26 protein-coding genes and 1 pseudogene are annotated in these 24,544 nt (G+C 68.2%); 11 read left to right on the top strand and 16 right to left on the bottom strand.

Annotation, left to right across the window (positions count from 1 at the left end; genetic code table 11):
- Nucleotides 1-86 precede the first annotated feature (86 nt).
- Nucleotides 87-242, bottom strand: a pseudogene (locus CFB35_RS24430) (VapC toxin family PIN domain ribonuclease); the annotation flags it as partial.
- Between the two features lie 176 nt (nucleotides 243-418).
- Here CFB35_RS24430 and CFB35_RS24435 point away from each other — a divergent pair.
- From CFB35_RS24435 to CFB35_RS35075, 8 genes are all read left to right on the top strand, one after another.
- On the top strand, nucleotides 419-2,662 hold the full coding sequence (locus CFB35_RS24435) for a TonB-dependent siderophore receptor (RefSeq protein WP_089465664.1): 2,244 nt from the start codon (nucleotides 419-421) through the stop codon (nucleotides 2,660-2,662).
- Between the two features lie 3 nt (nucleotides 2,663-2,665).
- Complete coding sequence (locus CFB35_RS24440; RefSeq protein WP_089465665.1) at nucleotides 2,666-3,421, top strand: tetratricopeptide repeat protein; 756 nt, start codon at nucleotides 2,666-2,668, stop codon at nucleotides 3,419-3,421.
- Nucleotides 3,418-4,101 carry a Fe2+-dependent dioxygenase gene (locus tag CFB35_RS24445; RefSeq protein ID WP_089465666.1) on the top strand — a complete coding sequence of 228 codons (684 nt, stop codon included), beginning with the start codon at nucleotides 3,418-3,420 and terminating at the stop codon, nucleotides 4,099-4,101. Before CFB35_RS24440 ends, CFB35_RS24445 begins: the two co-directional genes overlap by 4 nt.
- A gap of 84 nt (nucleotides 4,102-4,185) precedes the next feature.
- Complete coding sequence (locus CFB35_RS24450; protein ID WP_021158157.1) at nucleotides 4,186-4,425, top strand: type II toxin-antitoxin system Phd/YefM family antitoxin; 240 nt, start codon at nucleotides 4,186-4,188, stop codon at nucleotides 4,423-4,425.
- The gene (locus CFB35_RS24455; RefSeq protein WP_060311657.1) at nucleotides 4,422-4,817 is read left to right on the top strand and encodes a type II toxin-antitoxin system VapC family toxin; all 396 of its coding nucleotides are present in this window, start codon (nucleotides 4,422-4,424) and stop codon (nucleotides 4,815-4,817) included. Before CFB35_RS24450 ends, CFB35_RS24455 begins: the two co-directional genes overlap by 4 nt.
- Nucleotides 4,786-5,193 (top strand): M15 family metallopeptidase, encoded by a 408-nt coding sequence (locus CFB35_RS35445; protein WP_256940229.1) that lies wholly within the window; start codon nucleotides 4,786-4,788, stop codon nucleotides 5,191-5,193. Before CFB35_RS24455 ends, CFB35_RS35445 begins: the two co-directional genes overlap by 32 nt.
- 102 nt (nucleotides 5,194-5,295) lie before the next feature.
- A complete protein-coding gene (locus CFB35_RS24465) occupies nucleotides 5,296-5,880 on the top strand; it encodes an NTP transferase domain-containing protein (protein ID WP_059584758.1) in 585 nt (194 codons plus the stop codon).
- Between the two features lie 171 nt (nucleotides 5,881-6,051).
- Nucleotides 6,052-6,192 (top strand): hypothetical protein, encoded by a 141-nt coding sequence (locus tag CFB35_RS35075; protein WP_179231783.1) that lies wholly within the window; start codon nucleotides 6,052-6,054, stop codon nucleotides 6,190-6,192.
- Nucleotides 6,193-6,243: 51 nt separating this feature from the next.
- Here CFB35_RS35075 and CFB35_RS24475 read toward each other — a convergent pair whose 3' ends face one another.
- The 8 genes from CFB35_RS24475 to panE form a co-directional block, all read right to left on the bottom strand.
- Nucleotides 6,244-7,002: an SDR family oxidoreductase gene (locus tag CFB35_RS24475; protein WP_089465668.1), complete on the bottom strand. Its 759-nt coding sequence runs from the start codon at nucleotides 7,000-7,002 to the stop codon at nucleotides 6,244-6,246.
- Nucleotides 6,999-8,546 carry an FGGY-family carbohydrate kinase gene (locus CFB35_RS24480; protein WP_089465796.1) on the bottom strand — a complete coding sequence of 516 codons (1,548 nt, stop codon included), beginning with the start codon at nucleotides 8,544-8,546 and terminating at the stop codon, nucleotides 6,999-7,001. The genes CFB35_RS24475 and CFB35_RS24480 overlap by 4 nt, the downstream gene beginning before the upstream one ends.
- A 29-nt stretch (nucleotides 8,547-8,575) precedes the next feature.
- Nucleotides 8,576-9,664: an alcohol dehydrogenase catalytic domain-containing protein gene (locus tag CFB35_RS24485; protein ID WP_059639746.1), complete on the bottom strand. Its 1,089-nt coding sequence runs from the start codon at nucleotides 9,662-9,664 to the stop codon at nucleotides 8,576-8,578.
- Between the two features lie 46 nt (nucleotides 9,665-9,710).
- Nucleotides 9,711-10,724, bottom strand: a complete 1,014-nt coding sequence (locus CFB35_RS24490) for an ABC transporter permease (protein ID WP_089465669.1) — start codon at nucleotides 10,722-10,724, stop codon at nucleotides 9,711-9,713.
- Nucleotides 10,711-12,288 (bottom strand): sugar ABC transporter ATP-binding protein, encoded by a 1,578-nt coding sequence (locus tag CFB35_RS24495; protein ID WP_373453023.1) that lies wholly within the window; start codon nucleotides 12,286-12,288, stop codon nucleotides 10,711-10,713. Before CFB35_RS24495 ends, CFB35_RS24490 begins: the two co-directional genes overlap by 14 nt.
- A 5-nt stretch (nucleotides 12,289-12,293) precedes the next feature.
- The gene (locus CFB35_RS24500; RefSeq protein ID WP_089465670.1) at nucleotides 12,294-13,238 is read right to left on the bottom strand and encodes a substrate-binding domain-containing protein; all 945 of its coding nucleotides are present in this window, start codon (nucleotides 13,236-13,238) and stop codon (nucleotides 12,294-12,296) included.
- A gap of 120 nt (nucleotides 13,239-13,358) precedes the next feature.
- Nucleotides 13,359-14,318: an AraC family transcriptional regulator gene (locus tag CFB35_RS24505; protein ID WP_059639749.1), complete on the bottom strand. Its 960-nt coding sequence runs from the start codon at nucleotides 14,316-14,318 to the stop codon at nucleotides 13,359-13,361.
- A 248-nt stretch (nucleotides 14,319-14,566) separates the two neighbouring features.
- Nucleotides 14,567-15,514, bottom strand: coding sequence for a 2-dehydropantoate 2-reductase (gene panE / locus CFB35_RS24510; RefSeq protein WP_089465671.1), 948 nt, complete (start codon nucleotides 15,512-15,514; stop codon nucleotides 14,567-14,569).
- 246 nt (nucleotides 15,515-15,760) lie between these two features.
- Here panE and CFB35_RS24515 point away from each other — a divergent pair, with 246 nt between their 5' ends.
- Nucleotides 15,761-17,314, top strand: a complete 1,554-nt coding sequence (locus CFB35_RS24515) for a methyl-accepting chemotaxis protein (protein WP_089465672.1) — start codon at nucleotides 15,761-15,763, stop codon at nucleotides 17,312-17,314.
- Between the two features lie 18 nt (nucleotides 17,315-17,332).
- Here CFB35_RS24515 and CFB35_RS24520 read toward each other — a convergent pair whose 3' ends face one another.
- Nucleotides 17,333-18,010 (bottom strand): response regulator transcription factor, encoded by a 678-nt coding sequence (locus tag CFB35_RS24520; protein ID WP_060311651.1) that lies wholly within the window; start codon nucleotides 18,008-18,010, stop codon nucleotides 17,333-17,335.
- Between the two features lie 377 nt (nucleotides 18,011-18,387).
- Between CFB35_RS24520 and CFB35_RS24530 the strand changes: the two genes are divergently transcribed.
- Nucleotides 18,388-18,879 (top strand): hypothetical protein, encoded by a 492-nt coding sequence (locus tag CFB35_RS24530; protein ID WP_059584743.1) that lies wholly within the window; start codon nucleotides 18,388-18,390, stop codon nucleotides 18,877-18,879.
- A 27-nt stretch (nucleotides 18,880-18,906) separates the two neighbouring features.
- On the opposite strand, the gene CFB35_RS24535 is transcribed toward CFB35_RS24530, so the two are convergent.
- The 4 genes from CFB35_RS24535 to CFB35_RS24550 all read right to left on the bottom strand — a co-directional run bounded on the left by CFB35_RS24535 (nucleotide 18,907) and on the right by CFB35_RS24550 (nucleotide 23,209).
- A complete protein-coding gene (locus tag CFB35_RS24535) occupies nucleotides 18,907-19,413 on the bottom strand; it encodes a hypothetical protein (protein ID WP_060310660.1) in 507 nt (168 codons plus the stop codon).
- Between the two features lie 126 nt (nucleotides 19,414-19,539).
- On the bottom strand, nucleotides 19,540-20,907 hold the full coding sequence (locus tag CFB35_RS24540; RefSeq protein WP_373453017.1) for a sigma 54-interacting transcriptional regulator: 1,368 nt from the start codon (nucleotides 20,905-20,907) through the stop codon (nucleotides 19,540-19,542).
- A 164-nt stretch (nucleotides 20,908-21,071) separates the two neighbouring features.
- On the bottom strand, nucleotides 21,072-21,656 hold the full coding sequence (locus tag CFB35_RS24545) for a hypothetical protein (RefSeq protein ID WP_089465673.1): 585 nt from the start codon (nucleotides 21,654-21,656) through the stop codon (nucleotides 21,072-21,074).
- Between the two features lie 155 nt (nucleotides 21,657-21,811).
- Nucleotides 21,812-23,209 carry a chemotaxis protein CheA gene (locus CFB35_RS24550; RefSeq protein ID WP_256940230.1) on the bottom strand — a complete coding sequence of 466 codons (1,398 nt, stop codon included), beginning with the start codon at nucleotides 23,207-23,209 and terminating at the stop codon, nucleotides 21,812-21,814.
- Here CFB35_RS24550 and CFB35_RS35450 point away from each other — a divergent pair.
- On the top strand, nucleotides 23,199-23,510 hold the full coding sequence (locus CFB35_RS35450) for a hypothetical protein (protein WP_226093905.1): 312 nt from the start codon (nucleotides 23,199-23,201) through the stop codon (nucleotides 23,508-23,510). The genes CFB35_RS24550 and CFB35_RS35450 overlap by 11 nt on opposite strands.
- Here CFB35_RS35450 and CFB35_RS24555 read toward each other — a convergent pair.
- Nucleotides 23,494-23,775 (bottom strand): hypothetical protein, encoded by a 282-nt coding sequence (locus tag CFB35_RS24555; protein ID WP_089465675.1) that lies wholly within the window; start codon nucleotides 23,773-23,775, stop codon nucleotides 23,494-23,496. The genes CFB35_RS35450 and CFB35_RS24555 overlap by 17 nt on opposite strands.
- A gap of 70 nt (nucleotides 23,776-23,845) precedes the next feature.
- Entirely contained in the window at nucleotides 23,846-24,436 is a 591-nt protein-coding gene (locus CFB35_RS24560) for a hypothetical protein (RefSeq protein WP_089465676.1), read from the bottom strand.
- Nucleotides 24,437-24,544 lie beyond the last annotated feature (108 nt).

The raw sequence follows: 24,544 nt of genomic DNA on the forward strand, positions 1-24,544 counted from the left end.
GCGCAGACGTAACGCATTCAACGCGCCGACTTGCACGGCGCGTTGTCATTTTCGGCGCCGGGGACGTGACGGTGGCCGACCCGGCGTCAGCGGAACCCAGGGTCGATCACACGCAGGCCTGCTGCTTCGAACGGCGCGACGTCGCGCGTGGCCACGATCGAACCGTTCGAGGCGGCGATTGCAGCGACGAAGCCATCGGCAGACGCCATTGCGTTGCCTGGCGCTCCCCGGCCACGAGCTTTCGTCCCCTCCGCAACATTCGTCAACAATTCCCCGACAAATGAGAACAAGAACGCTTCTCATTCGTAAAGAAATTACATAGAATGCCGCCTGAAAACAAATCGTAATAATCCCCGCCGGCATGCACATTTCCGTAGCGCACTGCCCCGGGAGCCACACCGCGAGGTCGAAGCGCACCATGAAGTCCCGTCCCGACGAGCTGAAGCTCGGCAAGTTCACCACCCTCTGCAGCGTGCTGGCCGCGAGCCCCGCGTTCGCCGACGGCACGCCGCCCGCGGCGCCCGCCGGCACCGAAGGCCATCTCGCGCCGATCGAGATCCAGGGCAAGACCGAGCACAGCTACAAGGCCGACTTTTCCGCTTCCGCGAAATTCACCGCGCCGCTCGTCGACACGCCCAAATCCGTCACCGTGATCCCGCAGGAACTGATCCAGAACAGCGGCGCGACCACGCTGACCGAAGCGCTGCGTACCGTGCCCGGCATCACGTTCGGCGCCGGCGAGGGCGGCAACCCGCTCGGCGACCGTCCGTTCATCCGCGGCTACGACACGCAGGGCAGCATGTTCGTCGACGGCATGCGCGACACGGGCGCCACCACGCGCGAGATCTTCAACACCGAGCGCGTCGAGATCACCAAGGGTTCCGACGGCGCGTACGGCGGCCGCGGCGGCGCGGGCGGCAGCATCAACCTGATCACGAAGGCCCCGCACCTCGGCACGACGGCCGCCGCGAGCGCGGGCGTCGGCACCGACCGCTATCGCCGCTTCACCGCCGACGGCAACTGGCAGTTCGCCGATCACGCCGCGTTCCGCCTGAACCTGATGAGCCACAACAACGACGTGGCCGGCCGCGACGCCGTCAACAACGAGCGCTGGGGCGTCGCGCCGTCGATCGCGTTCGGTCTCGGCACGCCGACGCGCGTGACCGCGAGCTACTACCACCTGCAGACGGACGACATGCCCGACGGCGGCATCCCGTACTTCTATACGACGTCGAACAAGCCCGCGAACGTCGGCACGATCTATCCGGCGCCCGTCGATCGCCACAACTTCTACGGCCTGATCGACCGCGACTTCCGCAAGACCACGTCGGACATCAGCACGATCAGGATCGAGCACGACATCACGCCGAACCTCACGGTGCGCAACACCGCGCGCTACACGGAATCGACGCAGGACTACATCTGGACGCAGCCGGACGACAGCCAGGGCAACGTGGTGAACGGCAAGGTCTGGCGCCGCAACAACAACCGCAACAGCGCGATCAACAGCCTCGCGAACCTGACCGAGCTGTTCGGCGAATTCCGCACGGGCCCGTTCAAGCACAGCTTCAACACCGGCATCGAGCTGTCGCGCGAATGGGGCAAGCGCGACTCGTACAAGGTCGCGACCGACACCGGCAAGATCTGCCAGCAAGGCATCGGCGCCGCGTCGGGCTACAACTGCACGAGCCTGTGGTCGCCGAACCCGAGCGATCCGTGGGCCGGCTCGATCTCGCGCAACAACGACTACGCACATGCGCGCACCACGACGAAGTCGATCTACGGCTTCGACACGATCGAGATCACGCCGCGCTGGCAGGTCAACGCCGGCGTGCGCGTCGACGACTACTCGACCCGCTTCACCGATACCAAGGCGAATGGCGGCAAGACCTACACGCGCGACGACACGCTGTTCAACTGGCAGGCCGGCCTCGTGTTCAAGCCCGCGCGGAACGGCAGCATCTATGCGTCGTATGCGACGTCGTCGACGCCCGCCGGCATGCTGCTCGGCGAAGGCAGCGAAACGCAGTCGCTCACGCCGGGCCGCGGCGGCGTCGGCCCGAATGCCGATCAGCTTTCTCCGGAAAAGAACCGCAGCATCGAACTCGGCACGAAATGGAACGTGCTGAACGACAAGCTGTCGCTGACGGCCGCGCTGTTCCAGATCGACACGACGAACGCGCGCGTGACGCTGCCGAACAACCAGTACGCGATGGTCGGCAACAAGCGCGTGCAAGGCCTCGAGCTCGGCGTCGCGGGCCAGATCACGAAGCAGTGGCAGGTGTTCGGCGGCTACACGTACATGAAGAGCGAACTGCGCGACAACGGCAAGGACACCGCGAACAACGGCAACCGCTTCCCGAACACGCCGAAGCACAGCCTCACGATGTGGTCGAACTACGACATCACGCCGAAGTTCACGGTCGGCGGCGGCGCGTTCTACATGTCGGAAGTGTTCGGCGATCCCGCGAACCTGCGCGCCGTGCCGTCGTACTGGCGCTTCGACGCGATGGCGCAGTACCGGATCAACAAGAAGCTCGATCTGCAACTGAACGTGAACAACCTGTTCAACCGCACCTACTTCGATCAGGCGTATCCGGCGCACTATGCGTCGATCGCGCCGGGCCGCTCGGCGTTCGTCACGCTGAACGCGCGCTACTGATCTATGGAGGCCGTGTCGCTGAAGGCGCTCGCGTCGGTCTCGCCGCGCGAGTTCGCCGACATCCTGGCCGGGCCGCCCGAGCGCGCCGCCGCGTGGGTCGCGGCGGCGGCCGAGCACGGCATCGTCGATGCACAGGCCGTGTACGGGCAGTACCTGCTCGACGGCCACGGCGTGCCGCGCGATCCCGCGGCCGCGCTCACGTGGTTCCGGCATGCCGCGCAGGCGAATCATCCGATGGCGATGAACATGCTCGGACGCTGCTACGAGTTCGGCTGGGGCACGGCCGCGTGCGCGCCGGTCGCCGTGTACTGGTACCGGCTCGCCGCGCAGGCGGGCCTCGACTGGGGCATGTACAACTACGCGACCGCACTCGCCCTCGGCAACGGCGTCGACGAGAACCGCGCCGACGCGCTCGAGTGGTTTCGCCGCGCGGCCGCGCTCGGCCATGCGAAATCGATCAACCTGATCGGCGGCTTCTACGAGGACGGCTGGGTCGTACCGGTCGATATCGACGCCGCGTTCGACCACTATCGCCGTGCCGCCGTTGCCGGCGATTTTCGCGGCCAGTTCAACTACGCGCGGCTGCTCGCCGAGCGCGGGCGCGTCGACGAAGCGCTCGTGTGGCTCGCGCGGGTGCCGGCCACCGCGACACCCGCGTTCATCGCGAAGATGCGCGCGTATCTCGTGTCGTCGCCGCTCGACGCGTTTCGGTCGGCGGCGATGCAACTGGCGCCGCACGCAATGGAATCCGTATCATGATGCTTCACATCCCCGGCGTACTGACGAAAGCGCAGGTCGCGCAATGCCGCGAACTTCTCGATCGCGCCGAATGGATCGACGGCAACGCGACGTCCGGCGCGCAGTCGGCGCTCGCGAAACGCAACCGGCAATTGCCGGAAGGCTCGCCGGCCGCACGCGCGGTGGGCGATGCGATCCAGGATGCGCTCGCGCGCCATCCGCTGTTCTTTTCGGCGGCGCTGCCGCTCAAGGTGTTTCCGCCGCTGTTCAATCGCTATGCAGGCGGCGAGACGTTCGGCACGCACGTCGACAACGCGATCCGGCTGCTGCGCGGCACGGATTTCCGCGTGCGCAGCGACCTGTCGGCCACGCTGTTCCTCGAAGAACCCGATGCGTACGAGGGCGGCGAGCTGTGCGTCGAGGATACGTACGGCGTGCATCGCGCGAAGCTGCCGGCGGGCGACCTCGTGCTGTATCCGGCATCGAGCCTGCATCACGTCACACCGGTGACGCGCGGCGAACGCGTGGCGTCGTTCTTCTGGATCCAGAGCATGGTGCGCGACGATGGCGACCGCACGCTGCTGTTTCAGCTCGATACGCAGATTCAGGCGCTTTCCGCGGAGAAAGGCGCGAAGGATCCGATGGTCATTTCATTGACCGGGATTTATCACAACCTGTTGAGGAAGTGGGCGGATGCGTAGCGCGAGCCGGTCACGCCCACGGCGCTTGCGCCGCATCGAAATGCGAGGCTAAAATGACCATAGTCTGATGACCATGAACATATCATGATGCCGCACGCTCCCGTATCGAAATCCGAATTCAAGGCTCGCGCGCTCGAATACTTCCGGCTCGTCGAGGCGTCGGGCGAAAGCCTGATCGTCACCGACCACGGCAAACCGACGCTCGAGATCCGCCCGTATCGCTCGCGCGAAGCCCAGCCGTTGGACATATTGCGCGGGTCGGTCATGCGCTACGACAATCCTCTCGATCCGATTGCGGAAGATGATTGGGAGGCGTCGCGGTGATCGTGCTGGATACGCATGCATTGGTGTGGTGGGTAGCGGGCGACCTTGCGCTCAGCAAGAAGGCGCGGAGCGCGATCGATCGTGCGCGGAGCGAAGGTGCGCTCGCCGCATCGGCGATCTCCGCGTGGGAAATCGCGATGCTGGTGCGCAATGACCGCCTCGCGCTGACGATGGATGTCGACGCGTGGCTCGCCACCGTCGCGCAGATCGACGGCATGCGTTTCGTGCCCGTCGATGCCGACATCGCCGCAAAATCCACCGACCTGCCCGGCACGTTCCACAAGGATCCGGCCGATCGCATGATCGTCGCGACCGCGCGGCGGCTCGGCGCGCCGCTCGTCACCCGCGACGAAAAAATCCGTGCATACGCGCACGTCAAGACGCTCTGGTAAGCGTCGCCCGCGCTCGGGTCATATCGCGGCGCATTCTCCACGAGACTCTGGCATATTGGCGATTCGTCTGACCAAAACGACCGCGGCCACCCTGCTCGACATCGGCCGACGGCCTGCAACCTGCCTCGCCATCATGAACGCCACCGACCACGAATCGTCCGGCACGTGCTACACGCACAACGCGTTCATCAGCCGCGCGGCCGCGCGAAACCGCCAAATCCTCATCGACGCGCTGACCCGCGCCGGCTTCACGAATTACCCGTCCGAATGGTGGCACTGGTCGTTCGGCGATCGCTATTGGGCCGTGATCCAGAACGAATCGCACGCAATTTACGGTCCTGTCGACGAAAGCATGCTCGACGAAGCGGCGCGATGACAGTTTTCCCGATCCGGCAGGCGTGATTCGGTAACATCCTCACTTGCCGATCCCCGTGTGCTCCCGCACAATCGCAGCACCTGCCTCACTCCCCTCGCGCCGATGTCCTATGCGTCACTCGCCACCGGCGTCCTGCTCGCCGGCGGCCTTGGTCAACGCTTCGACCCGAGCGGCCTGCACAGCAAGCTGCTCGCCCGGCTCCCCGACGGCACGCCGGTTGCGGTGGCCGCCGCCCGCCGTCTCGCGGCAGCCACCGCCGACGTGATCGCCGTCGTGCGTCCCGGCGCCGAAACGCTTGCAATTCTGCTGAACGAAGCCGGCTGTCAGGTCGTCTATGCCCCCGACGCGTTGCGGGGCATGGGCGCGAGCCTCGCGGCCGGCGTCCGCACGACGCCCGATGCGAGCGGCTGGCTCGTCGCGCTCGGCGACATGCCGTGGATCGCCGCTTCCACCTACGAAACGGTCGCACGCGCGCTCGAAGCCGACAACGCATCGATCGTCGCGCCCGCGCATCGCGGCGTGCGCGGGCATCCAGTCGGTTTCGCCGCGCACCACTTCGAAGCACTTGCCGCCCTCGACGGCGACACGGGCGCCCGCGCGCTGTTCGCCAGCGCACCGGTGCAACTGCTCGACATCGACGATCCCGGCATCCTGCGCGACGTCGATACACCGGCGGACTTGCGCTGATTTCGATTGCGCGACCTCGCGAGATCCCGCACGAACACCGTCAATAGGCGGATTTCGCCGACGATCGGCAGCCTGCCGCAAGAACCCGCTGCAAACGCGCGCCCGATTGGCTATAACGAAGACGAGGCGCGTCCGCCGCGCCACCGCCGTCACGCACCGCACGAGTTCTCCATGAGCGACCACACGACCCCGACGCCCGAGCCACCGGCCGCCCCGAACCGCGACCCGGAAGACGATCCGTTCTCGTCGCCGCCCGGCCATCACGACAACCCGCAGCAGCCGGACGGACCGCCGAGCAAGGATCCCGTCTAGCCGCGCGCCGGCCGCTCCACGAATGCCGCCCGCCACGTCCGTGACGAAGGCCTAGCGCGCCGTATACCCGCCGTCGATCGGCAACGACACACCGCTGATCATCGACGCCGCATCGCTCAGCAAAAACAGGATCGGCTCGACGACTTCGTCCGGCTGCGCGAACCGGCCGAGCGGAATCGCGGCGAGCATCGGTTCGCGCTTGTCCGGTTCGCTCCACGCGAACTGCGCCATCGGCGTGAGCGTGACGGTGGGATTCACGCTGTTCACACGAATGCCGTGCGGGCCGAGCTCGATGCACAGCACGCGCGTGATCGCGTCCATCGCCGCCTTCGACGCGCAATAGCTCAGATGCGCGGGCAGCCCGACGAGCGACGCCTGGCTCGACACGTTGACGATGCTGCCCCGCGCGTGCGCGTCACCGCGTCCGTCGCGCTCGATCATCCTTCGTGCCACGGCCCGCGCGACGAGCGCCGCGCCGCGCGCATTGACGGCCATCACGCGATCGAAATGCGCGGCTTCGACGTCGAGCGCAGGCTCGAGCGACGCGATCCCCGCGCAATTGACGAGGCCGTCGAACGCATCGTACGCGGCGAGTGCGGCATCGATCGTGTGTTCGTCGCCGCCGACATCCATGCGCAACGTCTCGCACGCAATCTCCGCGGCGAGCGTGTCGAGCGCGGCCATGTCGCGCGCCGCCGCGACGACGCGCGCGCCTGCATGCGCCAGTGCGACCGCGCACGCACGGCCGATTCCGCTCGAGGCGCCCGTGACGAGCACCGTCGACCCACTGAAATCGAATCGTGTGTTCATGATGATGTCCCGAGCCTGTGCATGATCGGCTTGAGTGCCGGATACAGCGCCGTGTAGAGCGAAAAACGCGCGTCGTACGTTTTCGCGCGGTCGGCGTCGGGCCGTGCGCGCTCGACGAGCGTGACCCAGCCGCCCTGTGCGTCGTCGCGCGACACGAGCCCTGCGCCGACGCCCGCGAGCAGCGCGGCGCCCATTGCGGCTTCGACGTCCTGCTCGATCGTCCACACCGGAAAACCCGTCACGTCGGCGATGATCTGCATCCACAGCGCCGAATGCGCGGCGCCGCCGACGACGATCAATCGATCGTCCAGCGCCGCCGCGCCACGGCGGCCGGCCTCGATGTTGTGGCGCAACGCGAACGCGACGCCTTCGAGTACCGCACGATAAAGATGCGCACGCGTATGCGCGAGACTCAGCCCGACGAACGCGCCGCTCGCCTTCGCATCCCACACCGGGCTGCGCTCGCCCATCAGGTACGGCAGAAACAGCACGCCGCCGGCGCCGGCCGGCACGCGCTCGGCCGCCTCCTCGAGCAACATGTGCGGATCGCCGTGCGGCAGCAGGCGCGCCGCATCGATTTCCGCGTGACAGAACTGGTCGCGAAACCATGCGACCGACGCGCCGGCCGTGATCGCTCCGCCGAACACGTACAGGTCGCGCTGCCCGTCGAACACGTGCGGCATGCTGACGAGGCCGTGGCGCGCATCGACGTGCCGGTTCACGTAGCCCCAGCACATGCTCGTGCCGATCATCGCGACGTGCTGCCCGGTGCGCGTGGCACCGGCCGCGAAGGTCGCCACCGCCGCATCGACGCCGCCTGCCACGACGGGCGTGCCGGCCGGCAGGCCGAGTTGGGCGGTCCATTGCGACAGCAGGCCGCCGACGACGTCCGTCGAATCAACCAGCCGCTCGGGCATCATCGTCGCCGGAATGCCGAGCATGTCGAGCGCGTCGTCCGACCACTCGCGGCGCGCGACGTCGTACACGCCGCCGATATTGCCGGCCGAACTGTGGTCGACCGCGACTTCGCCGGTCAGTAAATAGATCACGTACGCGTTCGGCGGCAGGAAATAGCGCACGTTCGCCCACACGTCCGGCCGCTGGTCGCGCAGCCACAGCATCTTGGTGAACCCGTAGTAGCTGTCGACGCCGTTGCCGGTGATCACGCGCAGCCGCTCGACGTTCACGTGTTCGTTGACCCAGTCGACTTGCGCGGTCGCACGCCGATCCATCCAGATCAGGCACGGATGCAGCGGCCGCATGTCGATGTCGACCGGGATGCCCGAGCCGCCGTACAGGCTGCTCACGCATACCGCGCGGATCGCATCGGCCGGCACCCCCTGCGCGCGCGCGTCGCTCACGCAGCCCGCGATGCAGTCGAGCACCGCGTCGAACCACACCTTCGGCCACTGCTCGGCCCACAGCGGGCGCGGCGTATCGGGCTGGTAGCCGGCCGAGCGCCGCGCGACGATCGTGCCGTGCCGGTCGACGAGCAGCGCCTTGGTGCTCTGCGTGCCGATGTCGACGCCTATGACGTATTCCATGATGTCTCCGGTGAGGCGCGTGCCGGCCGTCAGCGGGCCGGCTTCAGCAGCACCTTGATCGATTCGGGCGATTTCGCGACGCGGATCGCGTCGTCCCATTCCTCGAGCGCGAAACCGTGCGTGACGATGCCCTTCGACGTGACGAGCCCGCGCGCGAGCAGGTCGATCGCGACCGGATAGCAGTATGGCCCGAGATGCGCGCCGCGTACGTCGAGCTCCTTGCGGTCGCCGATGATCGACCAGTCGACGGTCGCGTCCTCGCCGAACACGCTGAATTCGACGAAACGGCCGAGCTTGCGGATCAGGTCGAGCCCCTGGTTCACGCCGACCGGCGCACCGGTCGTCTCGATGTACACGTCACAGCCATAGCCGTCGGTGAGCGCACGGACGATCTCGCGCGCGTCGTCGCGCTTCGGGTTGATCGTCACGTCGGCGCCGTACTGCCGCGCGAGTTCGAGCCGTTCGTCGATCAGGTCGATCACGACGAGTTTCTTCGGGGTCTTCAGGTGCGCGACCTGCGTCATCATCAGCCCGAGCGGGCCCGCGCCCGCGATCACGACGACGTCGTCGAGCTGGACGTCGCCGCGGTTCACCGTGTGGATCGCGCACGACAGCGGCTCGATGATCGCGGCATCCTCGAGCGATATGCCGAGCGGGATCTTGTGGACGATCGCGGTCGGCGGAATGCGCATGTACTCGGCCATCCCGCCGTCGGCGACCTCGCGCTGGAAGCCGAAGATGTTGTGCACCTCGCACATCCAGTACTGGCCCGATCTGCAATATCGGCACTTGCCGCACGGCACGATCTGCTCGGCGATCACGCGCTCGCCCAGCGCGACGCCGAAATGCTCGGCCGCGCCGTCGCCGAGCGCTTCGACATAGCCGAAGAATTCGTGGCCGGGAATCACCGGCGCCTTCACCCACGGGCTCGGGCCGCCCCAGAACATCTTGGCGCCGGTGTAGCACTTGCAGTCGCTCGCGCAGATGCCGCACGCGGCGATGCGGATCACGAGCTCGTTCGTGCCGGGGCGCGGCATCGCGACCTGTTCGACGCGATAGTCCTCGGGGCCGTGGCAGACGACCGCGGTCATGCGCGGTTGGGCTTCGGGTGTCGTCATGAGTTGTCTCTTTTCTGAATGATTCGGATAACCGATATTTCCGTCGTTACCGCGATCGCTCGCGGCTGATGTAGATCGCGAGCAGGATGGTTCCGCCCTTGATCACGTTCTGCACATACGGGTTCACGCCGATCATGTTGAGCCCGTTGTTGAGCACGCCGAGCAACAGTGCGCCCACCAGCGTGCCGAGAATCGCGCCGCGCCCGCCGGAGATCGACGTGCCGCCCATCACGACGGCCGCGATCGCGTCGAGCTCGAAGCCCACGCCCGCGTTCGGCTGCCCGCTCATCAGGCGCCCGGTCAGCACGATCGCGGCAAGCGCGGACGTGAGCCCGGCCAGCGTGTAGACGATCAGCTTCACGCGCGCGACGCGCACGCCGGTGAGCCGCGTCGCCTGCTCGTTGCCGCCGATCGCATACACGTAGCGGCCGAACGGCATCCGGTCGAGCAGCAGCCACGCGATCGCATAGACCACCAGCATGATCAGCACCGGCGCCTGGATGCCGAGCACCTTGCCGCTGCCGAAGAACGCGACCCAGTCGGGCAGCCCATCGATCGGATAGCCGCCCGTGTAGATCAGCGCGAGGCCGCGCGCGATGCCCATCGTCGCGAGCGTGACGATGATCGGCGGCATTCCCGCGAACGCGACGAACACACCGTTCAGGACACCGAAGCCGAGGCCGACCGCGATGCCGATCGCCAGCGCGGCGACCGCGTTGACGCCCGCGACCATCAGCCCGGCCGCGAGCGTGCCCGACAGCGCCATCACCGAGCCGACCGACAGGTCGATTCCGCCCGTCAGGATCACGCAGGTCATGCCGACCGCGATGATCGCGTTGATCGACACCTGGCGCAGCACGTTCTCGAGGTTCGCGGCGGACAGGAAGCTCGGGCTCGCGATCATCATCGCGATGCAGACCACGACGAGGCCGACGAGCGGATAGAACAGCGTCGAGCGGCGCAGTTGCGCCCACATCGCGCGCGGCGGCGGCGCGTCGCCGTTTCCGGCAGTGGCCGCAAGCGTCGTCGAACGCGTGGAAGAAGAATCAGGCAGGTTCATGGGTCGCTCCTCGCGTGCCGGCCGTGGCATAGGTCATGACCGTGTCGGGATCGATCTCGTCGCCGGCGAGCGTCGCCTCGATGCGGCCTTGCCGGAACACGGCGACGCGATCGCACATGCCGACGATTTCCGGCAATTCGGACGAGATCATGATGATGGCGTAGCCGCGCGCGGTAAGTTCGCGCATCAGCCCGTAGATTTCGGCTTTCGCGCCGACGTCGATGCCGCGCGTCGGCTCGTCGAAGATCAGCACCGACGTGTGATGGTTCAGCCAGCGCGCGATCACGACCTTCTGCTGGTTGCCGCCGGACAGCGTCGCGACCTCGGTGTGGATCGACGGCGCCTTTACACCGACGCGCCGCATCACGTCATGCGTGGTGCGCGCCTCGCTTCGCCGGTCGATCAGCCAGCGCATCGACCGGTACTTGCCGAGGTTGTTCAGCGAGATGTTGTCGCGAATCGAGAACGACGTGACGAGCCCTTCCGTCTTGCGGCTTTCCGGCAGGATGCCGATGCCCGCGCGCAGCGCGTCGGCCGGATCGGCGAGCTTCGCCGCCGCGCCGCGCACGCGCAGCGCCTTGCGATGCGCGCGCGTCGCGCCGATCACCGCGAGCGCGGTCTCGGTACGCCCCGAGCCGACCAGCCCCGCGAAGCCGAGGATCTCGCCTTCATGCAGCGCAAAGCGGTTCACCGGGCCGTCGCGCGCGATCTGCAGCGCATCGACCTCGAGCACGGCCGGCGCGTCGGCCGGCCGCGCCGGCTTCGGCGGAAAGCTGCTTTCGATCCGGCGGCCGACCATCATGCGCACCAGTTGCTCGACGTCGGTGCGCGCGACCTCGGTCGTCGCGACGTACTGGCCGTCGCGCAGCACCGTGATGCGGTCGCACACCGCGAAGATCTCGTCGAGATGATGCGAGATGAAGATCATCGCGACGCCCTGCCGCTTCAGCTCGCGCATGATCGCGAACAGGTGCTCGGCCTCGGCCGGCGTGAGCGTGGCGGTCGGCTCGTCCAGGATCAGGATGCGCGCGTCGAGCGACAGCGCCTTGCCGATCTCGACGAACTGCTGCTGCGCGACCGACAGCGCGCGGATCGGCGCATCGAGATCGATCGCCACGCCCAGGCGCGCGAAGATGGCGGCCGCCGCGGCGCGCATCCGCTTGCGGTCGCGCGCGCCCCAGCGGTTGCGCAGCTCGCGGCCGAGGAACAGGTTGTCGACGGCATCGAGGTGCGGAATCAGGCTGAATTCCTGGAACACGATGCCGACGCCGGCCGCGACCGCGTCGTGATAGTCGGCGAAATGGCGTGCGCTGCCGTCGATCTCGATCGTGCCCGCATCCGGCTGGTGGATGCCGCACAGGATCTTCATCAGCGTCGACTTGCCCGCGCCGTTCTCGCCGAGCAGCGCATGAATCTCGCCGCGCGCGATCTCCAGATGAATGTCGGACAGCGCCTTCACGCCGGGAAAGCTTTTCGTGATGTGGCTGAGCCTGAGTATCGTGTCCATCGGCTTCTCCGTGCGAAGGGCGTCGGCCGCGCCGCCGCCCTTCGCGTCGCGTCGCACGTCGTTCACCAGCTGAAACCCTTCGCGTTGCCGCGATCGACGACCTTCACGTCGACGGGAATCGCCTTGGGCACCGTCGCGCCCCACTTGCGCGCGATCGCGATGCCGAGCGCGATGCGCACCTGGTCGGCCGGGAACTGCGCGGTCGTCTCGATGAACTTCGAGTTCGGCTTCTGGATCGCGGCGATCGCCTCGGGCGCGCCGTCGACGCTCGTCAGCTTGATGTCCTTGCCGGAACCCTCGATCGCGGCGAGCGCGCCCATCGAGCCGCCGTCGTTCACGCTGAAGATGCCCTTCAGGTTCGGATGCGCGGAGATCATGTTCTCGGTCACCGACAGCGCGGCGGCGCGCTCCTGCTTGCCGTTCTGCGTATCGACGAGCTTCACGTTCGGGAATTTCGCGAGCCCGGCCTTGCAGCCGCGCACGCGTTCGAGAATCGGCACGACCGGAATGCCGTCGAGGATCGCGACCTCGCCGCTGCCGCCGATCGCCTTCGCGAGGTATTCGCACGACATCACGCCCGCGTCGTAATTCTTCGAGCCGACGAACGAATCGACCGGCCCGTTCGCGTTCGCATCGACGGCCACGACCACCGCGCCGGCCTTCTTCGCCTGCGTGATCGCCGACTGGATGCCGGTCGAATCGGTCGGGTTCACGAGCAGGATGTCGATCTTCTTCTGCAGCATGTCCTCGACGTCGCTCACCTGCTTGCTGACGTCGTGATGCGCGTCGGTGACGACGACCTGCGCGCCGATCGACGCGGCCGCGTCGTTCAGCGCCTTTTGCATCGTCACGAAATACGGGTTGTTCAGTTCCTGGAACGTCATGCCGATCCGCAGCGGCGCGGCGTGCGCGGCGGCGGCGGGCAACAGGGCCGCGGCGGCGAGCGCGGCAACGGCCGCCAGGCGGGCGGCGCGACGGGAAGAAGAAGCGGGCGATGCGTGCGTCATGACGGTGTCTCCAGATTGTGTGCGGCTTTTTCGTGGGTGAATGCGCCCCTCGCGACGCAAGCGACGCGATTCGGCTGGGTGAAACGGTTGGGAAAGCTCGGGCGGGCGGCGGCCCGACGATCATCCGGGCTGCGGCACGAGTTCGGGCGCGCCGGGCGTCAGCACGCGCGGCGGCAGCGGGTTACCGGTCGGCGCCGCATGCAGCGCCAGCTCGCGGCTGCGCGCGTTCAGGCGCTGCAGCGCGCGGAATTCGGACGGCGCCATCCCCTTCACCGCGCGGAACTGGCGGTTGAAGTTCGACACGTTGTTGAAGCCGGCCTGGAAACAGATGTCGGTGATGCTCGCGTCGTCGGCGAGCAGCATCTGGCACGCGGATTCGATCCGCAGACGATTCACGTACTGGACGAACGGCATGCCCGTATGGCGATGGAACGCGCGCGAGAACGCGCTGACGCTCTGCCCGGTCAGTTGCGCGAGATCGGATTCGCGCAGCTCGGACGCGAGGTTCTTGCCGATATACGACAGCGCGTGGCTGAGCCGCGTCGGCGTGATGTCGGCCTGATCGTAGGCGGGGCTTGCGAGCAGCGTGCGTTCGGCCGCGTCGCACAGCCGTTCGAGAATCGTCATGAACAGCGCGATGCGGCGCATCCCGCGCGCGGTCAGCAGCTCGTCGAACAACGGCGCGATCGCGGCGCTCGTCGCGGCGTCGAAGCCGACCCCGCGCCGTGCATCGTCGAGCAGCGCCTGCGCGTCGCGGCATTCGGGGAATGCGTCCATGCAGCGCCGCACGAACGACGGATCGAACTGGATCACGAGATTGCGGCGCTCGACGGTTTCGCCTGCGGCCATGTCGCTGACCCAGTTGTGCGGCAGGTTCGGCCCGAGCAGCACGAGATGGCCGGGGCCGAACGAGCCGATGTGATCGCCGACGAAATACTTGCCGTGCGTCGCGACGATCAGGTGCAGCTCGAATTCGGGATGGAAATGCCAGCGGATCGTGCGATACGGATAGCCGTGCGACCAGACCTTGAACGACTCGTCGCGTCGCACGTCGACCACTTCGAGATCGGGGTGCATCATGTTGGCGTCTCCATTCCCTTGGTTCGCTGGCCGGCCTGTTCGGCTGTGCGCGTGCGCCGCGTGTCTCGCGCGGCGCCGCGACCGGTCGCATGGGAAGCAATGTAGGTCGATCGCGCGCGCGGCTCCACCAACTTTACGCCTGATTTTCGATACTTTTTTGCCGCCTGCGGGCGGAAATGGCGCCAGAAGGCAAATTTGTTGCGGCGCGCAACGGTACGGCGGCCGCCGCGCCCGTCGCCCGCGCCGGCTTACGCCGCCGCTTGCTCGCGCGCCGTGCGCGCCTCGTACGCCTTCAGGTGGTTGTACGCGATCCGCAGCAGCGACAGCGTATCGGCCGCCTGCGGGTCGCGCCGCGCGAGCAGGTCGCCGATCACGTGATCGGCCTCGACGCGCGCATGGTTCTCGACGTCGCGCAGCATCGACGCGGTCAGCGGCGACGGCGTCAGCACCATCCGCTGCATCCGCTCGCTGGCCGCCGGGTCGGGCCGATGGCCGTTGTATTCGGCGATCGCGCTGCATTCGGCGAGCATCGTCTCGAGCAGGCGGCGGCCGTCCGGCGCGGCGAGAATGTCGCCGATCGACCCGCGAAACAGCGACGTGCTCGCGGCGAGCGTTGCCAGAAACACCCACTTGTCCCACATCCGCGCGGCGATATCGTCGCTGAGCGTCGCGTCGAAGCCCGCGCCGCCGAGCACGTCGGCCACCGCGCGCACGCGCGGCGATTCGCCGCCGGCCAGCTCGCCGAACGACACGCCGTGCGTGTCGTTCAGATGCACGATGCGCTGCTCGCGATCGAGCGTCGCCGCGATCACGCACAGGCCGCCGAGCACCTGCGCGGCGCCGAAGCGCTCGCGCAGCACGTCGAGGTGGCGCATCCCGTTGAGCATCGGCAGGATCAGCGTCCGCGGCCCGACGAACGGTGCGAACGACGCAATCGCGTCGTCGAGGCTGTACGCCTTGCAGCTCAGCAGCACGAGATCGAACGGCGCGACGCCGGCGCCCGCGTCGCCCGCGCGCACGGTCTGCACGTTCGCAAGCGTCAGGTCGCCGCGCGGGCTGCGGATCAGCAGCCCGTCGCGCGCGAGCGCGGCGGCGCGGCCCTCGCGCACCAGGAACGTCACGTCGCGCCCCGCCGCGGCCAGCCGGCCGCCGAAGTATCCGCCGACCGCGCCGGCCCCTACCACCAGAATCCGCATCGTTGCCTCCTTTCGTTTCGTTCGGTGCCCGCGCGCTGCCCGTGCGGGCGCGACCCAGACCGTCGCCCGACAGTATAGCGGCCGCTGTTATGCATATGCATAGATGCCCGCGCCCGCGTCGCGGACATCGGGAAATGACCGCTTCTAAGGGATTTCCCGTCTACGGCGACACGCATGGCACGCCGTCAAGAGACTTATCCCGTCACGCCGTTCCGGCAAGCGTTCTCGACTGACCAACCTCACACCATGCGCAATCTTTCCCTGAATCAAAAACTCGCGTCGATGATCGTCATCCTGTGGCTCGGCCTGCTCGTGATCGCCGGGCTCGGCGCATGGCAGACCCGCGCGTCGATGATCGCGGACCGCCGCGACCAGCTTGCATCGCTGGTCGCGCAGGCCGCGAGCGTGACCGATCACTACTACAAGCTGTCGCAGCAGAACGCGCTGCCGGAAGCCGATGCGAAGCAGAAGGCGCTCGAGGCGATCGCCGCGATGCGCCATGGCGTCGACGGCTATATCTCGGTCAACGATTCGAAGCCGGTGATCGTGATGCATCCGATCAAGGCCGAGCTCAACGGCAAGGACGTGTCGAATTTCACCGATCCGAACGGCCAGCACCTGTTCGTCGAGATCGTGAAGGCCGGCAACGCGGAAGGCGGCAAGGGCTTCGTCGAATATCTGTGGCCGAAGCCGGGCGCGGACAAGCCGCAGGAGAAGACCAGCGCCGTGCAGCGCTTCGCGCCGTGGGACTGGTATCTGGTGACCGGCATGTACATGGACGACGTGCGCACGGCGGTGCTCGCAAGCGTCGGCCGCTGGTTCGCGATGACGGCCGTGCTCGGCGCGATCGCGACCGCCGTGATGGTGCTGGTGCTGAAAAGCGTGCGCGCGAACCTCGGCGGCGAGCTCGAAGTGGCGCTCGACGCCGCGCAACGCATCGCGCAGGGCGACCTGACCGCGCGCGTGGCCGTGAAGCAGGACGATCGCGGCAGCCTGCTGCATGCGCTGCACACGATGCAGGGCGGGCTGATCGACATGGTGTCGCGCGTCCGCACCGGCACCGAGAACATCAACGTCGGCGCGAGCGAGATCGCCTCCGGCAACACGGACCTGTCGCAGCGCACCGAGGAACAGGCGGCCGCGCTCGTGCAGACCGCGTCGAGCATGGACCAGATGACCGCGAACGTGAAGCAGAACGCGGACAGCGCCGCGCAGGCCGCGTCGCTTGCCGGCCAGGCCGCGCAGGTCGCGACGCGCGGCAGCGCGGTGGTCGACGACGTCGTGCGCACGATGAACGAGATCACCGACCGTTCGCACAAGATCGGCGACATCATCGGCGTGATCGACGGGATCGCGTTCCAGACGAACATCCTCGCGCTGAACGCGGCCGTCGAAGCGGCGCGGGCGGGCGAACAGGGCCGCGGCTTCGCGGTGGTCGCGGCCGAAGTGCGCTCGCTTGCGCAACGCTCGGCGACGGCGGCCAAGGAAATCAAGTCGCTGATCGTGTCGTCGAACGAGACGGTGCAGCACGGCGCGACGCTCGTCACGCACGCGGGCGAGACGATGGCTGAGATCGTGCAATCGGTGCGGCGCGTGAACGAGATCCTCGACGAAATCAGCCACGCATCGCGCGAGCAGAGCGCCGGGATCGAGCAGGTCAACCGCGCGGTGGGCGAGATGGATCAGGTCACGCAGCAGAACGCGGCGCTCGTCGAGCAGGCCGCGGCGGCCGCGCATTCGCTGCGCGATCAGGCCGAGGCGCTGCGCGACGCAGTGACGCGGTTCGCGTTGCCGGCCTGACGGCGCCCTGCCCCGCACTCACACCGCGCTGCCCGCCCGCCGCGCGGCCTCGGCGCTGCCGAGCCCCAGCCCCGCCGCCCGCTGGATCAGCTCGACGTCGTTGTTCGCGCCGAGCTTCTTCATCGCGCTGATCTTCTGCGCGCTGACCGTCTGCTTGCCCTTGCTCAGGCGCTGCGCGATCGTCTTGATCGGTACGCCCGCCAGATACAGGCGAATCACCTCGATCTCGCGCGCCGACAGCTTCACGGGCGCGTCGCCGCGCGTGCCGAGCGCATCGACCGCGCGCCGCACGGACGGCGACAGGTAGGCGCCGCCGCTGTAGCTCGAATGGATCGCCGTGACGATGTGGCCGACCTCGTCGAGCTTGCTGACGATGCTCACGCCGCCGTTCGCGAGGATCGACCGGAAGATCAGCGGGTTCTCGTTCGCGACCAGCGCGACGATGCCGACGTTCGGCCGCGTGCGGCGCAGCCAGTCGAACAGCGCGAGGCCGTCCATCTGCTCGTCGCCGCGAATCGCATAGTCGACCAGCACGATGTCGCAATCGACGCCGCCGAGCGACGCGACCAGTTCGGCCGCGCTCCGGTAGACCGCGACAAGCTCGATCGCGCAGCTGCTGTCTGCGATCTGCTCGATACCGGCCAGCGTCAGCGGCCAGTCGTATGCGACGACGATGCGAACGTTGAATTTCCTCATGCGCAGTTCCTGGTGGTTCACCGGCCCCGCCACGCGAAGCGCACGCGACCGGTTGGGCGTTGAAATGACGTTCAGGCTATTTTTAGCCCGAATGCCGATTCTATGAATGTCCGCCCGGGCGCGATATCGGACGGCGTACGAATTGGCCGCCGAAAACGTAATACAGGTTTGATATTTGCGGCGTTCGACGCGCGACGACCGGCAGATGGGCCGCCGCGGCATCGGCCGGATGGCCGGCCGCACGCACCGCGCGGCCGGCCAGCGGGTAAAATTGCGCGTTTGCATGCCACCCCGGCCCGCCGGCGGCGAGCGACGCGCCCTCACCGGCCGCGCGCGCCCGCGCCTTCGCCGGCTTGCCCGTACTGCCCGCTTTCCTCATGACCGATTCCGACCTGCAATCCGACGACACCTCCATCCACGAAGACGGCCTCTGGCGCGACAACGGCTGGACGGCCCGCATCATCAAGAACGAAGACGACGACGGCTGGGCCGTCGAAATGGTCAAGGACGGCGAGTCCGAGCCCGCGCTCGTCGGGCCGTGGACCATGGGCCGCGACAAGAAGAACCCGAAACCGATGGACGCGAACGCGTTCCGCACGCTCGTGAAGACCGCGACCGAAGTGCTGATGCGCCACGAACAGCAGCGGCGCGCGATGCTGCACAAGGAAGTGACGGTGCAGGACGAAGCCGGGCAGGATGTGTCGGTGACGCTCGACATCGTGCCGGACGAGTTCGAACCGTATGCGCAGCTCAAGGCATGCGATCCGTATGGCGAACTGCTGGCCGAAGCGAAGGTGTCGGCCGGGTTCAAGCTCAACAAGGCCAGCGCCGAACGCTGGGTCGCATCGGGTTTCGACCGGCCGGCCTGAGCGCGCACGGCGCGCCGAAACGCGCGGTCAGGCGCCGGCGCCCCGCTGCGCGCGCGCGAGCCGGCGGGCGGCCAGCTTGCGCCGCACGAGTTCCTCGAATTGCGGCGTCGCGGCCTCCGGGTCGCGCGCGGCCAGGCCGAGCACGTTGCGTGCGAGCTGGATCGGCGTCAGCACGATGCCCCACGGCAGCCCCCACCAGCCGAGCGCGGCCGACGCGAGTAGCGCGAGCGCCTGCTTCCTGCGGCCGCAGCGGCGGCAGCACACGTGGCGCCGCGTCGCCCAGCGCGTCACGAACACGAGCGACACGACGCGATGCGACGCGTGAATATCGACCGGCTGCCCTTCGCGCAGGCAGATCGGGCATGGCCCGTAGCGCCAGTCGTCCACATACTGCCGAACCTTCGCATCGGGCACCCGTTCGGCCTCGACGACGACGGGATGCGCCTGCGCGCATGCCGGGCCGCAATAGCGGCGGCCGTCGACCGACTGCCCGCCGACCAGGAACGTCCTGCCGCACTGACTGCACTCTGCCACGATGACCTCGGATAAGCGTGATGCGCCGCGTGCCGGTTGCGCGCCCATCGATGCGCGTTCCGGCCGGGCCGTTTCCTGTTTTAACGGCTGCCGCCGCGCGGTCTTGAGCGGCGCCGCCGCGGCGCGTCAGCCATGCAGCCCGTGCGCGGTCATCAGACGGTACAGCGTCGCCCGCGAGATCCCCAGCTCCGACGCGGCGTTCGCATGCTGCTGGCGGTGACGCAGCAGCGTTTCCTCGATCGCGTGCCGCTCGGCCTGCCGGCGCGCCTGCGCGAGCGTCGGCGGGCGCAGCGACGTGTACGCGTGCAGTTCGAGATCGGCGGCGGAGATCAGCGGGCCGTTCGTCATCACGACCGCGAAGCGGATCCGGTTGATCAGTTCGCGGACGTTGCCGGGCCACGGATAGTTGTGGATCGCTTCGATCGCGCACGGCGTGAAGCCGCGAATCCGGTACGAGCCGTCGCCGCGATAGCGCCGCAGCACGTCGTCGGCCAGCAGCATGATGTCGCGGCCGCGCATGCGTAGCGGCGGCTCGTCGATCCGCAGCACGCACAGGCGGTAGTACAGGTCGGCGCGGAACCGCCCGGCCCGCATCGCGGCTTCGAGATCGACGTGGGTCGCCGACACGATCCGCACGTCGACCGGAATCGACGCATGCCCGCCGAGCCGCTCGATCTTCCCTTCCTGCAGGAACCGCAGCAGGCTCGCCTGGCTCTCGAACGGCATGTCACCGATTTCGTCGAGAAACAGCGTGCCGCCGTGCGCGGCCTCGATGCGGCCGATCTTGCGCTGGTGCGCGCCCGTGAACGCGCCGCGCTCGTGCCCGAACAGTTCGGCCTGCAGCAGCGACGTCGGGATGGCCGCGCAGTTCACGGCGACGAACGGTGCGTCGGCGCGCGACGACTGCCGGTGGATCGCCGCGGCCGTCAGCTCCTTGCCGGTGCCGGATTCGCCGGCGATGAACACGGTCGCGTCGGTGTTCGCGACCTTGCGGATCGTCGCGAACAGCCGGCGCATCGCGCCGCACGCGCCGATCATCTCGCCGCCGGGCGGCGGCGCCTCCGCGGCCGGGTCGCCGTCCGCGAGCTTCAGCATCCCGTATGCATGGCCGACGAGATAGCCGATCGTCGTGTACGCCGCCGGGTTGCGCACGTAGTCGAAGCAGCAGCGGCGGATCAGGCGCGCGATCGCGAGGTTGCGCAACCGCTCGCCGCCGGCGAACGCGAGCCAGCCGACACGCGGGTCGCGCAGCAGCGCCTCGAACGACGCGACGTCCGGCGACGCGAAACTGTCGAAATCGACGATGCCCGCATGCGGACGGTTCGCCCTGACGAGATTCAGCGCATCGGCCACGGTTTTGGCGCGCCGCACGTCCCAGCCGCGCGACGCGAGCATATCGACGAGCGCGGCATCGTGTCGCTGCGACAGGTAAACGAGCGGGCGCGACGGCGCGACGGGGTCGTGCCGGACCGCGATGAACGGCAGCGCGCTCATCTGCCGTTCGACCTCTCGCGGGCCTGACATGCTCGGTTGACAACAATGGTTCACGATCGCCTCGCCGCATAAGGGTGGGTATCGGAGCGGCCGTTGCCCGATCGCGCCGGCGGGGCCTGCGGCCCTGCGGCGCGGCGCCGCTCCGTCCTCGAATCGATGCCGTGTCATCGGCAGAACACGACGCGCTGCGTGTAGACCTGCGGCTCGACGACGGGCTTCGCCGATCCGTTGAGATCGTCGCGATAGGCGCGGTAGGTCTTGCCGTTTACCGTCACGTCCGACGCGCGGGCCGTCTCGATCCGGTCGAGCCCGGTGTGCCGCCATGCGTTCACCCGGTCCGCCGCCGTGACGGCCGGCTCGCCCGCGATCCTCTGCGTGAGCGCGCTGCCGTCGCTCCACGGTTGCGTCCGCATGTCCTCGGCGTGCTGCATCGCGCCGACCGTCTTGCCGGTCGGCCTCGGCCCGCTCTGTGCGTCGAACGGCGCGCCTCGGCCGTACACCGGCGATTGCCACGATGGCGCGTGGCCCGCTTCCGGCATCATGTAGATCATCTGCGGATCGCCGATCATCATCATCGGTGCGCATGCCGCATTGTCGGGACGGCCGAGGGTCGACAGCGCCTGCTGCACGCTCGCGGCGTTCGCAAGCGTCTGCTCGCTCAGAATGACGAAGACCGCGGGATTCTGGAAAACCGACTGCGCAGCGGCTTGCACGCTGGTCAGCAGCAAAGCGACCAAAAAGATCCTCATGATTGAGGCCTCCTTGCATCCTCGTCACGCAAAAAGAGGTGTTGACCTCGGGGATCGGAACAACACCCGTCAAACAGGAAACGACCATCGGGCATCGGGCCGAACGCCTGCCGTGCGGCCGGCGCGCCGGTCGCACGGCAAACCGGTCCGCATGCTTACGACGAGGTACTCGTCGAGACGACGGTCGGCGCCGGCGCGACCGGCGCAGCGGGTGCGGCCTGCTGGTCGACCGTGGCCGGCGACAACGCTTGCGCCGGATCGGTCAACGCCGATGCGGCGGCGGGCGGCGCGGCGGCGGCTACTGCGGGTTCGACCGCGTCCGGCACTTTCGCGACGGGGGCCGGCACGTCGGCCGGTGCCGCGGCGACGGCCGGCGGCGCGGCCTCCGGGGCAGGCGATTCGGCCGATGCCTGCGGCGCCGGTTCGACAGCCTTCACATCGACAGCCTTCGCATCGGCTGCCGGCGCCGCGACGACGGCAGCCGCCGGCATCGGTTCGGCCACCATCTCGCCCGCAGCCCGCGCCGTGTCGGTCGCGGCCGGCATCGGCTCCGGTACTTTGTCGGCGACGGGCTGTGCTGGCTCGGGAGCCGTGTCGGCGACGGCCGGAGCAGGCCCGGGCGTCTTGTCGGCAACCGCCGGCGCGGGTTCGGAGGCTTTGTCGGCGACCGGCTGCGCGGGTTCCGGCGCCTTCGTATCGGCAACCGGTGCGGCCGGCGCTGGCGTGGCCTTGTCGGCCGCGACCGGAGCGGCAATGACCGCTGCAGCCGGCACGGCGGCCATTGCGGCGGCCGGTACGACCGACGCAGCGGGCGCGGCGACGGCCGCAGGCGCGGCTGTCGCCACGGGTGCCGCGGCCGAGGGGACTGCCGCGGCAACGGCCGGCGCTGCAACGACCGGAGCGGCTGTGGTAACGGCCGGCGTCGCGACGGCAGGCGCGGCGGCGACGGGCGCCATCGTCGGGACAGGAACCGGCACCGAAACAGGCGCGGCGCGCATCGACGCCGTCTCGATCGGGCGCGTCGCCGCGGGCGCCGGCGAGGCCGAGCCGAGCGGCGGCAGGCCCATCCGGTCGCGCACGATCGGATCGCGATACTTGATGTCGTCCGCGACGGTCGCTTCGACGCTGGGCGCCACGTTCGAACGCGCGAGCGGCGCGGTCGTGCCCGGACACAGGTGCCCGGTCGCCTCCACCGCGCGCCGGTTCGCGTCGCTCTGGCACAGCAGCGCGAGCGCCACGTCGGTCAACCCCATCGCACGGAATTCGCGCGCATCGAGACGCCGCACGCAGGCCTGGTCGACCAGCGTCGTGCCGCCCGTCGCGCCGAACCCCGGGAACGACACGCCGACGCTCACCGAGCCCATGCAGGTATCGGACAGCGTGGTCGTGAGGCCGGGCGCCTGGATCGACGGGTTCGTCTTGATCGTCTGCGTACCCGAGTAATTGACGTTTTCCGTCGCCTGCGTGTTGTACGGGCTGGAGCCCGGCGCGCCGGTCGCGAGTGCGTTCGTGCTCTGCGGCGCCACGTTGCCGCCGGCCGTAGTGGACGGCATCGTCACGTTCACGTTCACGCTCGAATTGCCGCTGCCGCGTACCCCGCTGCTGCTCGTGGCATTGCCGCCGCGCGAACTCGTGGTGTTCGTGTTCATGCTCGAACCACCGCCCTGGCTGATCGCGGTCGACGACGTCGTCGACTGCGCGCTCGACGTCGAATCGGCGGTTTGCGCCTGGGCGCCGATCGTGGTCATCGCGAACATCGCCGCGCATGCCACCTTGATCCTGTTGCTGTTCATTTCACTCTCCGGACGAGGTTGGACCTCCGACCCAGGCAACCGTACTAATTCCCCTGAATGACTTCAGATTTCCCTGCTTCCCCGAACTGCTTCCAGCCGCTGCCCAGCTGGGACCACGAGCCGGCCGACATGCCCTGCCATTGCCGGGTGTCAGGTCCGCCGATCGCGCTGCCCGACGAAAGCGTTTGTTGTTCTGACGGTTTGGTTGTCTGGTCACGGTTGTTTGACGTCTGCATAGTCGATTGCCCGCCATCGGCGGCACGGTCGGCGCCATACGCCGTCAGCGACGCGAGCATCAGCGCGGCGGCAATCAGGTTCTGCTTCATGCCAACTCCTTACGTGACAACACGGTGGAAAAGAGACCAGCGTCGCTGGGAAACTGGCCCCCACACCTGACTAATGACTGCTCCCGGTCGCGCTCGAGTCGGCCTGGCTTCCGCCCGATGCGGACGGCGAACCGGCCGGACCGGTACTCCACGCGGTCGACGCGTTGGTGTGATTCGAGCCCGCGATTGCGCCCGACCCGCCCATGCCCGTCCAACCCGCGGCGCCGGCGTTGGCCATGCCGTGGTCGTTCGCGCCCGTGGCCGTGTAGCGGTTCGCGCCGAGTACGATCGTGGCGGTCACCCCTCCCGAAAGCGCATTCGCGTTCTCGTTCGTGCTGCCGTTTCCGGCGAACGAGCCTGCGGCACCGATACCGCCGCCTGCCGCGAACGCGCCCCCGTTCGTGCCCCAACCGCTGGCCGTCGAAGTCGAGTTGTGATACGCGGACGCCGTGCCGGCGGAGCCAGCGGGCGTCACGGTACTGCCTGCATTCGCGCCGGCCGTCGAAGTCGAATTGCTGGTATAGCTGCCGGAGCCGACCAGCACCGAACCGGAAACACCCGCCGCAACGGATTGCGTCTGGTTGGTCGTGGACGATCCGGCCGCCAATGCAGCGGACGAAATGACGGTGAGCGCGGTCGCTAAAATGACTTTGGCTTTCATAGCAATCCCTTGCCGTGAGGAAGTTCGACGGTGGCGGAGCCGAGCCTGCCCGCACGCGGCAAGGCCCGGCCTCCGCACCGCCAGCCAATGACGAACGCTACGCGTCGC

It is taken from the genome of Burkholderia sp. AU16482, from assembly GCF_002223285.1.
GTDB lineage: Bacteria > Pseudomonadota > Gammaproteobacteria > Burkholderiales > Burkholderiaceae > Burkholderia > Burkholderia semiarida.